Here is a 14,309-nt window from a genome sequence, read left to right as displayed (position 1 = left end):
GTGGATCCGGGGCCTCTCGTGGCAGCGTGGAGCTACATGTTGAACCAGGCCGAGATCGCCATGACATGCGTGCTCGGCACCGGGCTCGACATGGTCGTCCGGATGGCCGAGCGTTTTGCACCGGAGGACGTCGAACGTCGGGTGTCCGAGTTGGCGTCCGACGGGAGCGACCTCGCCGGGGATACCGCACAGATGTTCACCGAAAGGACCGGCGGCTCTGACCTCGCAGCACTCGAGACCACGGCCACTCCTCACGGCGACGCGTGGCTTCTCAACGGTTTCAAATGGTTTGTCTCCAACGTCGACGGATCCGCGTACGTCGTCCTTGCCAAGCCCGAAGGCGCCCCCGACGGCACCCGCGGCGTGGCGCCGTTCCTCGTGCTTCGCGAGCGGCGCGACGGCTCTCGGAACGGCATACGGATCCGGCGCCTGAAGGACAAGCTCGGGACCAAGGCGGTCGCCTCCGGAGAGGTGGAGCTGGTGGACGCGGAGGCGTTTCTACTCGCACCCGATCCAGGTGGTCCCGCCTCGGCGGACGGAGAATCTCACGACGGCAGGGGCCTCGGTCGAATGATGGAGCTCACCAACGGGGCGCGTCTCGGTATCGCCATGATGGGCGTAGGAGTGGCACGGCGGGCGCTCGTGGAATCGCTCTGCTACGCGCGCGAGCGGGAGGCTTTCGGCCGTCCGCTGATCGAGCAACCGCTCATGCAACGGAAGTTGGCGGACTTGATCGTGGAGGTGGAGGCCGCGCAGGCACTCGTCTTCGACGGTTACCTGGGACCGCGGCTTCGTATCGCAGCACCGCTTATCAAGCTGCGTGCCGCGAGACTAGGCATCAGCAGTGCTAGCGACGCCATCGAGGTTCACGGCGGGAACGGCTACATCGAGCAGTGGCCGGTTGCCCGCCTGCTCCGCGACGCGCAGGTGAACACCGTATGGGAAGGCCCCGACAACATCCTCTGCCTCGACGTGCGCAGAGCGATGGAGAAGAGCACCGCGCACGAGCCGTTCCTGGAAAGGATCGACAGCGCTATCGACCACGCCCCCGTCCTCGGGCCCGCGGCCGACCAGGCGACCGCCGATCTCGTGGCGCTCCGGTCCAAGCAGCTCCGCCAGGCGATCGAGGCGTGGCAACGTCTCGATGGCTCGGTGGCGGAGGCTCGCCTTTTCCCGCTGGCGCAGTACATGGTCGACGTGTACGCGGCGGCGTTGCTGCTCGAGCAGGCGGGCTCGGAGACCAAACTATCGGGAATGGGCAGCTCCTCCGAGGCGGGCAGGAAGGCTCTCATCGCGCGCCTCTACGCGCGATCGCACCTCGCAGATCCGGGACCGCTCCGCGGCATCGACGCGCCCGCCGAGGACCTCGAGCGCTTCAAAGAGCTATACGACGGAGCCCTCGTCGATCCGCGATGAACATCGATCTCATCTCGACCGAGTCGTTCATCTCGGGGCACCCGTGGGATCAGTACGCATGGTTGCGCGCGAACGCCCCCGTGTACCGTCACCCTGACCCCTACGGGGACTTCTTCTGGGCGCTCACCAAATATGAGGACGTCAAGTCGGTGAGCCGTCAGCATCCGGTCTTCAGCTCATACGAACGAGGTGTGATGGTCGGGGAGGCGGTGTCCGACGAAGAGCTGTTCGCCCAACGGCAAATGATGCTGAACATGGACCCGCCCCAGCACGAGCGCTACCGCCGGCTGGTCAGCCGGGGCTTTACGCCTCGCCAGGCGCAGATGCTGAAGGACCGGATCGACTCGTTGGCTGGCGAGATCGTCGCCGACATCGCCGGCAAGGGCGAGTGCGACCTGGTGGCCGACGTCGCCGGCCGGCTCCCTTCCGGGCTCATCGCCGAGATGATGGGGATCCCTCGTTCCGACGGAGAACGCCTCTATGAGCTGACCGAGATCATGCACACGACGGACCCGTCCGTTGTCACTCCGGAACGACAGCTGGAGGCCGTCGCCGAGATGCTCATCTACGCGGATTCGGTGGCCCGCGACAAGCGCCAACACCCGGCCGACGACATCGCGTCGACGCTTGTCCAAGCGGAGATCGACGGGGACATGTTGACGGACTCGGAGTTCCAGTGGTTCTTCCTGTTGCTGGTAAACGCCGGCGGCGACACGACGAGAAACCTGGTCGCATCTGGCGCACAATTGCTGTTCGATCACCCCGATGAGCGGGCACGCCTTCAATCCGACCTCGACGGGCTGTTGCCGACCGCGGTCGAAGAGATGCTTCGGTACACGTCACCGGTTTCGCATTTCCGGCGCACGGTGATGGCGGACACAACGATCAGGGACCACAAACTCGCCGCCGGCGAAAAGGTGGTGATCTTCTACGGGGCCGCGAACCGGGACGAGGAAGTGTTCGAGCAGCCCGACCGTTTTGACGTCGGCCGCGAGCCGAACCCGCACCTGGCGTTCGGCGGTGGGGGCGCGCATCTGTGCCTCGGCATGCACGTTGCCAGGGCGGAGATCGCTTCTCTGCTCAGGGAGCTGCTCACCAGGCTGCCCGACATCTCCCCCGCTGGCGAACCGCAACGGCTCGCCAGCAGCTTCATCGTCGGGTACCACAGCATGCCGGTGAAATTCACGCCAGCTGCCTCATGACTGCGAACCCAGACCCGCGGCGCGAAGCTCGCGCGGTGGCAACCGTTGACGACCTGGCATCCCGGCCCTACAACGCGGTCCCCGGTCGGGTGATCCACGACGCCGACGCGCACGTCATGGAGACGCCGAACTGGCTCCGGGATCACGCTGATCCATCGATCAGGGACAAAATCCAACCGCTGCGCTACCCGGGAGGCAACGAGCTTCGCCAGACAGGTGACCCCGAAGAGCAGCAACGGGACCTCGAAGCCGCTTTCGAGCGACTCGCCGAGCGACACCGGTCTTACAGCTACCGGGCGGAGGAGGCCGAGCAGATCATGCTGCGCAAGAACTTTGCGGCGACCGGCTCGTTCTTGCCCGACGATCGTGGACGCGCGCTCGACCTGCTCGGCTTCTCCAGCCAGCTGGTGTTCAACACCTTCCACAACAGCCGGCTGCACGACTGGGAGCACTCGGGCGACTTGGCGTTGGCCTACGGCACCGCTCGCGCGCACAACCGGGCAATGCTCGAGTTCTGCGCCGCGGACTCCCGGCTTCTGCCGACCTGTTACGTGCCCCTCGCCGACTTCGCGCTTGCCGAGGAGATCGCCCGAGAAGTAATCGACGACGGGGCCGCGGCGCTGCTGGTGCCATCGGGCTGCCCGGCAGGCCACTCCCCCAGCCATACCGGCCTCGATCCGGTTTGGGCGCAGGCCCAGGAAGGGGGCCTACCCGTTGTCTTCCACGTCGGGGGTACGGGAACCCTGATCGACCCCAACTACTTCCGCAACGGTCTACCGGTGCCGCCCGACTTCCACGGCGGGGAGGAGAACTTCCGGTCCGTCGATTACATGGGCATACCCCATCCGCCGATGCAGACGCTGGCGACGATGATCTTCGACGGGGTGCTCGAACGGTTCCCGAAGCTCATGTTCGGGGTCATCGAGCAGGGCGCGATTTGGCTTCCGTCGTGGACTCGGCAGATGGAGTCCGCTCTCGAAGCCTTCGGGCGCCACGAAGAACGGCTCCGCGCCCTTTCGCTGCGCCCGACCGAGTACGTGCGGCGTCAGGTCAGGGCTACCCCCTATCCGACCGAGGACGTCGGCTGGATAATCGACCAGAGCGGCCCAGACGTATGCATGTTCTCGTCGGACTATCCCCACGTGGAGGGTGGCCGGCGGCCTATAGAGCGCTTCGAGTCATCGCTGGGTGACGCGACCGACGACGTTCGGCGGCGCTTCTACTGCGACAACTTCCTCGATCTGATGGGGTCCGCCGCGTCGCACCTCGCCCGTTGACTAACCGGTACCCCCGGCGAGAAAGATCATCGCCCTACCGTGCGCTGGGGGCCACTACCGCGACTGGACTTGCAGCTATCCCGGCGAGTGCCTCCCCTGCGGTCTCGTCGAGGTCGCGCCCGCTCGTCTCGGGCATGAAGAAGACCACCAACGGTATAGCCACGATCGGACCTGCGGTGAGGATGGCCACGCCGTAAGGGAGGCTTCGGGTGCCAGCGATCAGCACACCCGCGACCACGAACCCGAGGCATTGGCCAACCACCTTCGCCGCGCCGGCGCAAGAGTTACCTAGCGCGCGCAGGCTGGTCGGGAACAGCTCCGTCCCGTAGGCACCGAGGGAAGGCCACGCTCCGAAGCTGCCGAAGTAGGTGAGCGCGAGCGCACCGAGCAATTCGAGCACTCCATGAGCGGCGAAGAAGAAGAGGTACAGGCCAAGGACGCCGACGGCGAGGAACGCGCAGCCGACTGTTTTCCGGCCGAGCCGGTCGCTGAGCGATCCGGCCGCCGCGAGTATCGGTATAGCTATCGCGCCGGCGGCGACGAGGGTGAGGTTGGCGGATGAGGTCGACATGTGGCGCTGCGACTCGAGGAAGTCGATGACGAAGACCGTTGCCTGCGTGGTCACATTGACCAGCAGCGCAAGGGCACACACCAGCACGAGGTTGCGCGCGTAAGGCCGGTGCGTGATCTCGCCCCATCGGGACCAGGTGCGGGAGGTGGCGACTCGCTGGTATCGACGGCTTTCCGGCAGGCGCCGGCGCAGCCACACCACGACAACCAGCACCGGCACCGCGGCACCGTACAACCACCGCCACGATACGCCGAGCGGCGCGAGCACGACCCCGTACAGCAGAGAGCCGAACCCGGCGCCGAGAATGTCGAGCGTTGCGAGAAATCCGAAGCCGAAGCCTCTGGCTCCCTTGGGCAGCTCCTCCGCAATCACCGTCCAGCTGACCGACATCTCGGTCGCGAGGAACAGCCGCGCCGCAAACTGGCAGCCGGCGAACGCCGCGATCGACGGCGCGAACCCTGTGGCGGCGGTCGCGATCGTGTACCCGCAGATCGACGCGAGCAGGACCCGCCGCCGTCCGTGCCGGTCCGCTCGTCGAGCGATGAAGATCGCAGGTAGCGCGCCGAGATACAGGAGGCTGAGCCAGAGCGAAGCCGACGATTGGCTCAGCCCGTAACTTGACCGGATGTGGGGCAGCGCGAAGATGACGATGTTCAGGTCGTAGCCTTCGAAGAAGCTGGCCCACCCGAGCAGCCCGAGCAGCTGCCAGTGGGACGGCTCGAGAAGCCGTGCGGGCTCGAAGAGCCGCTGGAACGGCGCCAGGTCGCCCCGGCTCGGCCCGGACATGACCTGCGTTACGCCTGCTTGCTTGCGCTCGGTCGACCGTCAGCCAGACCAAGGGTCCGCCACAGCCGCTTGTACGCCGGGCTCAGCAAGCCCAACTCCTCGCAGAGCCTCCGCACCTTCTGCAGCGACTCGATGGTTGCCGCGTGATGATCGGGGTTCTTTCTGTAGGCCTCGTCGAGCACAGCCTTCGGGATCCGGTACTTGACGACGATCTGACGGGAGGGGCGCAGCATCATTTGGGCCATCCCGGCGAGGATCAGTGGTGCTCCGACCGCGAGCTGGGCGCGCCGCGAGCGTCGGAGCGCTGGCACGCGCCGCTTGAGATAGTGGCGCGCGAACGAAAGGTGGCGGGCCTCCTCGGTCACGTGTATCCGCATGATCCTCTCGGTCAGCGGATGGATCACCGATCCGCTCCGAAGTTCTCGCCGCTGAACGTGGTCGATCGGGTCCTCCCCGCCCAGCACAAACACGAAGAAGAGCTCCGGGAACTGCCGCGCCAGGCGAATCACGTGCGCGGCGCCGATGCGATCGAGCTTGGTCAGTCCCCTGGCATCGAATCCGCTCCGGTTCACGAACTCCTGAAACATCAACGAATGCTGTGCTTCCTCGATCAGCTCGTGGTAGCAGTAACGGAACTCCGGTGAGCCGTTCGGGAGGTCCGCTGCGAACCGGAGAAGGCCCTGCTTCAGGATGCTCTCGAACTGCAAACCGAGCTTCATCTTTGAAGCGATCAAATCGAGTCCGAGGCCGGCCTGTTCAGCCGGTGCAAGGTTTCTGTACCAGTCGGTCCGCCCGAGCGGATCGTCTTCGCGCAGCATCCACCGGGGATCGTCTCGATCGATCCGCATCTCGGGCGAGTCCCAGTCGACATCGGCGTACGCGTCGAAATGCTTGGTGATCGACAGCTGGCTCAGGCGGCTGAGGAGCGCCTCCCAGCCGCCGGCGGCCGATCGTTGGGGCTCCTCGTCGACCAGCTCGGTAGGGACAGCGGTCATGGGTGTTCGGCTCCTTCCGGGGGGTTGCTGAACATCGCGGCGATTGCCTTGAGGGCCTCGAGGTAGTCGCCGGCAGGACGCTGGTACGGCTTCGGCACGAGGCGCTGGAAGGCGAGGCCGTCCATCAAGGCGAACGCGAAGCTGACGGCCATGTCATCGAGTTCCTGGTTGCGGCCGTCCTCCTGAGAAAAAAGTTCGGCGTAGACGGTCGTGCACTCCTCGACGAAACGCCGGTCCATCTCGACCACAGCAGAGGCGAGATCAGGATCGGTCCGGGCGGCGACCCAGAGCTCGGCCATCGCGACGAACGTCGACGACTCGAACATCGACCAAAGCACGTCGACGGCCCGCTCCAGCCGGCCGGGCCCGTGAGGAACGTCCACGAAGGCCTTGCGGAACTCCTCGATCCTGCGCTCCAAAAGCCGCTCGACGGCCGAGGTCAAAAGCTGCGTCTTGGTCGGGAAGTGATGCAACTGCGCACCTCGGGAAACCCCGGCGCGGCGGGCTGTTTCGATCGTCGTGGTCGCCCCGTAGCCGATCTCCACCAGGCAGTCGATGGCAGCGTCGAGAAGGGCTGTCCTGGTGTCGATGGCGCGCTGCTGCATCGGACGGCCGGTGGGTGTCACCGCCGGTTGCTGCCGTTTCGAGGCCATTGAGAGAGTTGTACAGGGAAAAAGAAAATCAGTCAAGCCTGATTGTTTTTGTGGCGCCCTGCCGGTTAAGCCCCTGCCCTGCCGATTTAGCCCTGCCGATTTAGCCCTCCCGTTTCAACCCTGTGGCTTCAGCCCTGTCGCTTCAGCCGGCCCGTCTTCTTGGCCCAATGCTCGGCAGCCGAGAATCCGGCGAGGGAGAGGGGGACGATCACCACGCCGAACAGCCCGAGTACGGCGAGCGTCTCTCCCTGCGAGCTCAAGCCGTGCCCGTCGATCAACGCTGCCCGGATTCCCCGGAGCAGGTACGTCGCCGGGGACAGATGCGACACCGTTCTCAGCCATCCGGGGAGGATGTCGACCGAGTAGTAGACGCCGGAGATGAGCAGGACCAGCGCCTGGACCATGAATGACATCTGGACTCCCCGCTCCGGGTAGAGCAGCGGCAGGATGCCCGCCAATATGCCGAGCCCGACCAGGCTGATGCTTCCCACCGCGAGAACCATGACCGCGGCAGACCACGAAGCGTGGCCGAGATCCACCGTGAAGAACGGCAACGAGCAGGCCATGATCGCGGCGGTCCGGATCACCGCGTGAAGCACACCGAAGGCGGACATCCCGAGCAGGTGCCACAGGCGCGGGACCGGCGCCATCAAGGTGTGCTCGATGGTTCCCTCCCACCGTTCCCAGGTGATGACCAGGCTCATGTCGTCGAGGACCGCTGACAGGTAGGCCCACACGAGTGTCCCGATCAGGAGGAACAGCGTGAGCCGGCGCACTTCGCTTGCGCTGACCGCGCCGGTGCGACCTGCCTCCTGCGCGATGAACGTCACCGCGAGCGTATTGACGACGCCGTACACCAACCACACGATCTCCCAGGCCCAGTAGCGCTTCCACAGGTTGGTCTGGCGCTCGACGAACGCCCAACCGAGCGCGATCCGCCTGGGTGTTCGCAGCGTCGCCGCGTGCGGCGCAGTGCTGATTGCAGTCATTCGCCCTCCTCCTCGTCCTCCTCGATGCTGCGGCCGGTCAGCTCCATGAACACCGTCTCCATGTCGACCTCGTCAAGGCTGCGACCGGCCGAGACCTGCTTTCGCAGCTCGAGAGGCGTACCCTCGGCGACGAGTCGCCCGCCTGCGAGAAACCCGATCCTGTCGCAAAGCAGCTCGGCCTCGTCCATGTCGTGGGTGGTCAGCAGAACGGTGACTCCATCCTCCCGCCGAACCTCGGTAACGAATCCCTGTACGTCCCGCTTGCTCCGCGGGTCCAAACCTGTCGTCGGCTCATCCAGCAGCATCAAACGGGGCCTGGTCAGGAACGCGCGTGCGACCGCTACCTTCTGCTGCTGACCGCGGGACAGGTGCAGCATCGCCTCCCGTGACTTGTCAGGCTCGAGGTGCAACCTGGCCAGGATCTGCTCGCAGTCCCGGCGTATGTCCGAGCCGGGCACTCCGTAAACGCGCCCGAAGAACTGGAGATTCTCAATGGCGCTCATCGGCCTGAAGAACGAAGGGTCGGCCGAAACACGGTTGATCAGCGGCCGGACCGCCAGCGGTTCACGAACCGCGTCGTGACCGAAGACGCGAACCTCGCCGTCGTCCGGCAGGAGCAACGTGCTCAGGATCCGGATGAGCGTCGATTTTCCTGATCCGTTCGCTCCGATGATGCCGTAGATCTCTCCCGGCTCGACCTGGAAGGAGATGTCACGGAGCGCGTGATGAGGCCGCTTGCCCTTCAGCCTCGACAGCCTTCCCGGCCGGAAAACCTTGTTGATCCCGCTCACCGACAGCGGGTAGCTGGCGTGCATCATCTCCTCCCCGTCGTTTGAGGTTTGGCCCTGTAGCTCTGGTCGCGGACGCGCAGGCACGGGTGCTGGCTCTTCGGCACGTGCCCGGGTACTCGCAAAGGGGCTCAGACGATCACGGCTGACGACGCTACCGGGCGTTCGGGACGGGTCAAAACGATTTAAGGGGTCGAGCTAACCTCGGCCGGCGTGGAGATCTCGAGCACGACTCGACCGCTCGGTAGATCGGGCATATCCGTTCCTGCGCTCGGAGTCGGAACCAACCGCTGGGGTAGCGGGAATGTCGATCAGGCCCGTTTGCAAGCCGCTTACAACGCAGCGCTCGCTGAAGGGATCGGATTCTTCGATACCGCCGAGGTGTACAGCAGCGGAAAGTCGGAAAGGGCGATCGGCGAAGCCGCGCGCAACCAGCACGGGCCGGTGGTCATGGCGAGCAAGTTCGCTCCCTTCCCCTACCGCCTCACGCCAGGACAGCTGACCTCTGCTCTGGACAGGACTCTCGATCGACTCGGAGTCGACTCGATCGACCTCTATTACCTTCACTTTCCTTTCTCGCCTCGCGGCGTCGGCACCTGGATGCAGCCGATGGCGAAGGCCGTCAAGGCAGGGAAGATCAAGGCGGTCGGCGTCAGCAACTGCAGCGTGGCGCAGATGCGGAAGGCTTCGGAGGCCCTCGGCCACCACCACATTCCGCTGGCAGCGAATCAGGTCCAGTACAGCTTGCTTCAACGAAAGCCTGAGGCCAACGGCGTGCTCGAAGCATGCAGAGAGATGGACGTGGCCCTGGTGGCTTATCGGCCGATCAGTGGCGGGTCTATCGCCGGCTCAAAGCTTGCCGGCACTCTGAGCGAAGTTGGCCAAGCCCATGGAGCGACCCCAACCCAGGTTGCACTTGCTTGGCTCTTGCTACGGGACGATCATGTGATCCCCATACCGGGAGCGACGAAGCCGGAACACGTTCTCGAGAACGCGGGCGCGCTTTCAGTTCACCTGACCAACGACGAGTTCGACGCAATCGACAGAGCGGCCAAGACTCGCTGAGTCATTGAGTCACTGAGTGACCGCAAGACCTCAGACTGTGTAGATCGCGGTAAGGACGTCAAGCTTGGCAGCACGCCTCGCGGGCCATACTGCGGCACCGACGCCGAATATGGCAGCCAGAATCAGCACGACGATCACAGTGCCGACCGGGATCGCAAGCGTAGTGATGAAGCTGGCGCTCAGCGCGGACACCACCGCGGCTCCCAGGCATATCCCTACCACCAGCCCGAGCACGGCTCCGATGAGCGAGACGACGACGGCTTCACCGCGGATCATCCGTTTCACTTGGCGGCGTTGCATCCCGACCGCTCGGAGGAGGCCGATCTCCCTCGTCCTTTCCATCACCGAAAGAGCAAGGGTGTTAACGACTCCCACCAGCGCGATAACGATGCTCAACCCGAGCAGCGCATAGACGACCCCGAGAATCGTGCCAAGTTGCTTCTTCTGGTCTGACTTGAACTGAGCTGCCGTCTTCACCTTGACGTTCCCGAACGCCTTCACGGCGGCGGTCAGTGCGCCGGTGGTCTGCGGGTTGACTCTGTCAGTCTTGAGCGCGATGAGCTGATCGAGGGTCTGGTTCACGTTCGCGGCGAGGAACTGGTTGGAGACCGTGTAATTGCCGAGAAACTGGTTAGTCTTGTACGTGCCTCCTATGACCACGTTCTGGACGCCCGTCGCGGCGAATCCCATCGGCAGGATCTGCCCCACCTTGTAGTGGTCGTTCTTGGCGACCTTGTTGTCGATCAGCACCTCTCCACGGGCGACCGCCGCGAAAGAGCCGGTTACCATCTGAACGGACAGGACCTGCGGGCCCGCTACCGGATCGATTCCGCCGACGTCCTTGCCGACCTTTCCCAAGTGCCAGCGAGCACTGCGCACCGGATTCACCGCGACAACTCCGGGGACGCGGCGCACTGCGTCCTCGACAGACGGCGACAGGAAGGCGAACCCGCTACCGCTGAGCACGTAGTTGGCTTTGATCGCTCGGTCGAACAGCCCGTTGAACGACACGGTGGCGGACTGCGCGAGGGTTGCGATTGCGGCGACCAGGGCAACCCCGACCATCAGGGCCGAAGCAGTGGCGGCGGTGCGGCGCGGGTTCCGCGCGGCGTTTTCCTGGCTCAGCCTCCCGGTGATGCCTGTCGAAGCGAGCAGGCTTCCGAGCCCGCGCGCCATCGGTCCTGCAACGAACGGAGCGAGCATCGCCACCCCGATGAAAGTGACCCCCGCGCCGACGCCGACGGCGAGGATGCCCGCGCTGGCGAAGAGCCCGACGGTCAACACCACCAGCCCGACGACCAACACGCCGCCGCCGATGATCGCCCTTCGGCGCAGGGACGTCTCCTGGACGACTGCGTCCTCCCGTAATCCAGCGGCCGGCGGAATGCCGCCTGCACGCAGCGCCGGCAGGACAGCGGAGATGAGCGTTACGAAGGTGCCGACGAGGAGGCCGACGATCACCGTGCGCGCCTGTAGTTGCAGGGCCGACCGCGGCAGGCTGATGCCGAGCCCGTTCAGAAGGGCGTACAGGCCGGCTGCCAGCAGCACTCCGATCCCAACCCCGATCACCGATCCCGCAAACCCGGTGAAGAGCGCCTCGCCGAGGACGGACCGGTTGATCTGCGCTCGGCTCGCTCCGATAGCTCGAAGCAGGGCCAGTTCGCGCGTGCGCTGGCCGACGAGGATGCTGAACGTGTTGAAGATGAGGAACGCGCCGACGAAGAGGGCGATGGCGGCGAACACGAGAAGGATGGTGTTGAACTGGCTCAGGCCTTGGGTCACGTTGCTCGCTTGTTCCGATGCGGCCTGGCCCCCGGTGACCACCTCGTAGCCCTTGGGCAGCGTGGCCCCGATCGATGTCACCAGCCGCTCGCTGCTCGTCCCGGGCGTGCGTGCAACGTCGATCTCGTCTACGTATCCGGGCTTTCCGACGAGTTGCTGCGTAGTCGCCAGGTCGAAGGAAAGGAGCGTGGCGCCGGCCAGGTTGTCGGTGGTGCCGAATCTGGTGATTCCGACGATGTTGAACACGCCAGGTCCCTGGTTTCCGATGATCGTGATTCGGTCGCCGACTTCGAAGTGGTGCTTCTTTGCCGTCCCGCGGTCGATCGTCACGTCGCCGGGGCCTTCCGGTGCGCGTCCGGAGGTCAGATGCAGGGCCGAGAGTTGCCGGTCGTTGAACCAGGAGATCGCGATGGTGGGAGCGAAATGGGTGAAGGTCTTGCCCTTCTTGTTCAACGCTGTGACTGTCCCCGAAGCCGAGCCGTCGGCTACGGCCACACCCGGGACCGCCCGGACCGACTGGACCAGGGACTCCGGCGTCAGTCCTCGAACGCCGCTCCCGGCATCAGGCCCGTTGTCGTTTGCTTTCGTTCCGTACGGGGCGACTCCGCGAACGACGGCGTCGATGCCGGCATTGGTTTGGGCGAACAGCTGGTTGAAAGTGTGCCGAATGGTGTCGGTGAGCACGAAGGTTCCCGACATGAACGCGACGCCCAGGACTACGGCCAGCGCGGTGAGCGCAAGGCGCAGCTTGTGGGCGGCGATGCTTTTCAGCGTCGCCCGGAACATCAACCACCGTCCTGCTTCATGTGATCGATGATCCGCTGCGCGGTGGGGTCGACCATCTCGTCGACGATCCGCCCGTCTCCCAAGAAGACCACGCGGTTTGCGTAGCTCGCAGCAACCGGGTCGTGGGTGACGATGACTACTGTTTGGTCCAGCGATTCGACGGCGTTCCTGAGGAGCCGCAGGACCTCCCCACTAGCGCGTGAATCGAGGTTCCCGGTCGGTTCGTCCCCGAAGATGATCGCTGGACGGCTCATGAGGGCCCGGCCGACTGCGACCCGCTGCTGTTGGCCTCCAGACAGCTCGAGCGGCTTGTGCCTCAGGCGATCGCGGATGCCAAGGGTGTCGACAACCCAGTCGATCCACGCAGGATCGATCTTCTTGCCGGCGAGGTCGAGGGGCAGGGTCATGTTCTCGAGGGCGTTGAGCGTCGGTACCAGGTTGAAGGTCTGGAAGATGAACCCGACCCTGTCCCTTCTTAGGGTGGTGAGTTCCCGGTCGTCGAGGCTCTCGAGGTTGGTGTCGCCGATGAAGACTTCACCGCTCGTGAGCCGGTCCAAACCCGCCAGACAGTGCATAAGGGTTGATTTGCCTGAACCGGACGGGCCCATGATGGCCGAGAACCGGCCCGACTCGAACGAAACGTCTATCGAGTCGAGCGCCCGGACGGCTGTCTCTCCGCGGCCGTAGATCTTCACCGCCGCCGCTGCTCGAGCGGCGGCGATGCCGGCGAGGGCATTCGTCGTTGAACCGGAGGGTTGCACCCGGCCAGTCTGTCCGACCGGGCAACCGGGGTCAGTCCTATTTGTCGAGGCGTCTAGATCGGGGCGACGTTCGGGTCGGCTCGCGGGGGAGGGGCACGCAGAACGGGCAGCGAGACGACCAACAAGAGGCAGATCAGACCGAACGATCGCTGCAAGAGGACGACGGCGGCGCGCGGAAGACCGTGAACGAGGTTGGGGAGGTAGGGCAGGCTCGCGAACAGCACCGCAGCGATGACCACGGCGACGATGTTGCGGACGCGGTTGTGGAGCCCGCCGACTAGAGCTCCGAGGGCGGGAATGATCCAGACGGTCGCGTGTATCCACGAAACCGGCGACGCCAGAACACCGGTCAATCCGGCGAGTGTTGCTCCGGCGACCGCATCGCCACTTGACGTCGCCCTGCGTGCACGACTCAGCCCAAGGACAACGATGACCGCAGCCGCCGCGGCAAGCAGGATCGGACGGCCTTGAGGAGCGAGCACGCGCAGGAGAATTCCGCGAAGGGACTGATTTTTGTATCCCGCGGTGCGCCCCGGTCGTTCGGTATCAAAGAGCAGGTGAGTCCAGTAGCGGTGTGAGTCGCCAAGATCCGCGAAAGCGGCTATTGCTTCGCACGCGACAAACACTGCGGCGGCGAACGCGGCGGCCTTCCTGCGGCCGGTCACCCAAAGGTAAGGAATGAATATCCCCGGCACCAGCTTGATCGCTGTAGCGAGGCCGACGAGCAGGCCGCGCGGCCACCGAGGACGAGCCGCCAGGGTGTCGGCGAGGCACAGCGTCATCAGAAAGATGTCCACCTGACCATCGGCCAGGTGGTCGTACACCGGCCGGGTGACCAGGAAGGCCGCAGTCAGAATTGCGACGATCCAATCCGCACGAGATGGCTCCCGATCAAGCAGCCTCTGGAACGACACGCGCACGCACCAGAAGAGCATCAGGATCGTCGCCGTGGCCCAAAGGACCGCGGTCAATCCCTCGGGTAAGGGAAGCAGCGGGAGGGCGGCGATGCTCGCGAAGGGCGGGTAGGTGAACGGCAGGTGTCCACGGTTGCCAGTGGCGAAGCTCGGCGCATAGAGCGACTGCCCGTGAAGCAGAACGGACGCGCCGTGGCGGTACACATCCAGGTCGGCGGAGCCAACGTGGAGAATGAGCAAGGGAGCCGCTAGTAACGCGAGCAGGACGCCGCCGCGAATGGTGAAGACTCGGGCTCTGTCCCGGGCAATCCGAGCTTCCACGGT

The 14,309-nt window shown here is 65.0% G+C and carries 12 protein-coding genes; 4 read left to right on the top strand and 8 right to left on the bottom strand.

Annotated elements, in window-relative coordinates:
• The 3 genes from VFZ97_05795 to VFZ97_05785 form a co-directional block, all read left to right on the top strand.
• Nucleotides 1–1,416 (top strand): acyl-CoA dehydrogenase family protein (locus VFZ97_05795; protein ID HEX6392934.1); only part of this gene is annotated, 1,416 nt, incomplete at its 5' end.
• A complete protein-coding gene (locus tag VFZ97_05790) occupies nt 1,413–2,618 on the top strand; it encodes a cytochrome P450 (GenBank protein HEX6392933.1) in 1,206 nt (401 codons plus the stop codon). The genes VFZ97_05795 and VFZ97_05790, both read left to right, overlap by 4 nt.
• 35 nt (nt 2,619–2,653) lie before the next feature.
• Entirely contained in the window at nt 2,654–3,895 is a 1,242-nt protein-coding gene (locus VFZ97_05785) for an amidohydrolase family protein (GenBank protein ID HEX6392932.1), read from the top strand.
• 34 nt (nt 3,896–3,929) lie between these two features.
• Here the strand turns inward: VFZ97_05785 and VFZ97_05780 are convergent, their stop codons facing one another.
• From VFZ97_05780 to VFZ97_05760, 5 genes are all read right to left on the bottom strand, one after another.
• Nucleotides 3,930–5,252 (bottom strand): MFS transporter, encoded by a 1,323-nt coding sequence (locus VFZ97_05780; protein ID HEX6392931.1) that lies wholly within the window; start codon nt 5,250–5,252, stop codon nt 3,930–3,932.
• Between the two features lie 8 nt (nt 5,253–5,260).
• The gene (locus VFZ97_05775; protein ID HEX6392930.1) at nt 5,261–6,247 is read right to left on the bottom strand and encodes a diiron oxygenase; all 987 of its coding nucleotides are present in this window, start codon (nt 6,245–6,247) and stop codon (nt 5,261–5,263) included.
• A complete protein-coding gene (locus VFZ97_05770; protein HEX6392929.1) occupies nt 6,244–6,900 on the bottom strand; it encodes a TetR/AcrR family transcriptional regulator in 657 nt (218 codons plus the stop codon). The genes VFZ97_05775 and VFZ97_05770 overlap by 4 nt, the downstream gene beginning before the upstream one ends.
• A 128-nt stretch (nt 6,901–7,028) precedes the next feature.
• Nucleotides 7,029–7,889 carry an ABC transporter permease gene (locus VFZ97_05765; protein ID HEX6392928.1) on the bottom strand — a complete coding sequence of 287 codons (861 nt, stop codon included), beginning with the start codon at nt 7,887–7,889 and terminating at the stop codon, nt 7,029–7,031.
• On the bottom strand, nt 7,886–8,764 hold the full coding sequence (locus VFZ97_05760; GenBank protein HEX6392927.1) for an ABC transporter ATP-binding protein: 879 nt from the start codon (nt 8,762–8,764) through the stop codon (nt 7,886–7,888). The genes VFZ97_05765 and VFZ97_05760 overlap by 4 nt, the downstream gene beginning before the upstream one ends.
• Nucleotides 8,765–8,890: 126 nt before the next feature.
• On the opposite strand from VFZ97_05760, the gene VFZ97_05755 reads away from it, so the two are divergent.
• The gene (locus VFZ97_05755) at nt 8,891–9,742 is read left to right on the top strand and encodes an aldo/keto reductase (protein ID HEX6392926.1); all 852 of its coding nucleotides are present in this window, start codon (nt 8,891–8,893) and stop codon (nt 9,740–9,742) included.
• Nucleotides 9,743–9,772: 30 nt separating this feature from the next.
• On the opposite strand, the gene VFZ97_05750 is transcribed toward VFZ97_05755, so the two are convergent.
• From VFZ97_05750 to VFZ97_05740, 3 genes are read right to left on the bottom strand one after another with little or no spacing between them, the layout of a single operon-like run.
• Nucleotides 9,773–12,310: an FtsX-like permease family protein gene (locus tag VFZ97_05750; GenBank protein HEX6392925.1), complete on the bottom strand. Its 2,538-nt coding sequence runs from the start codon at nt 12,308–12,310 to the stop codon at nt 9,773–9,775.
• Complete coding sequence (locus VFZ97_05745) at nt 12,310–13,071, bottom strand: ABC transporter ATP-binding protein (protein ID HEX6392924.1); 762 nt, start codon at nt 13,069–13,071, stop codon at nt 12,310–12,312. Before VFZ97_05745 ends, VFZ97_05750 begins: the two co-directional genes overlap by 1 nt.
• Nucleotides 13,072–13,124: 53 nt before the next feature.
• Nucleotides 13,125–14,306, bottom strand: a complete 1,182-nt coding sequence (locus VFZ97_05740; protein ID HEX6392923.1) for a glycosyltransferase 87 family protein — start codon at nt 14,304–14,306, stop codon at nt 13,125–13,127.
• Between the last annotated feature and the right edge of the window lie 3 nt (nt 14,307–14,309).

The organism is Acidimicrobiales bacterium (assembly GCA_036378675.1).
GTDB lineage: Bacteria > Actinomycetota > Acidimicrobiia > Acidimicrobiales > Palsa-688 > DASUWA01.
The sequence above is the reverse complement of the archived record's forward strand: the minus strand, read 5'-3'. Positions and strand labels throughout refer to the sequence as shown.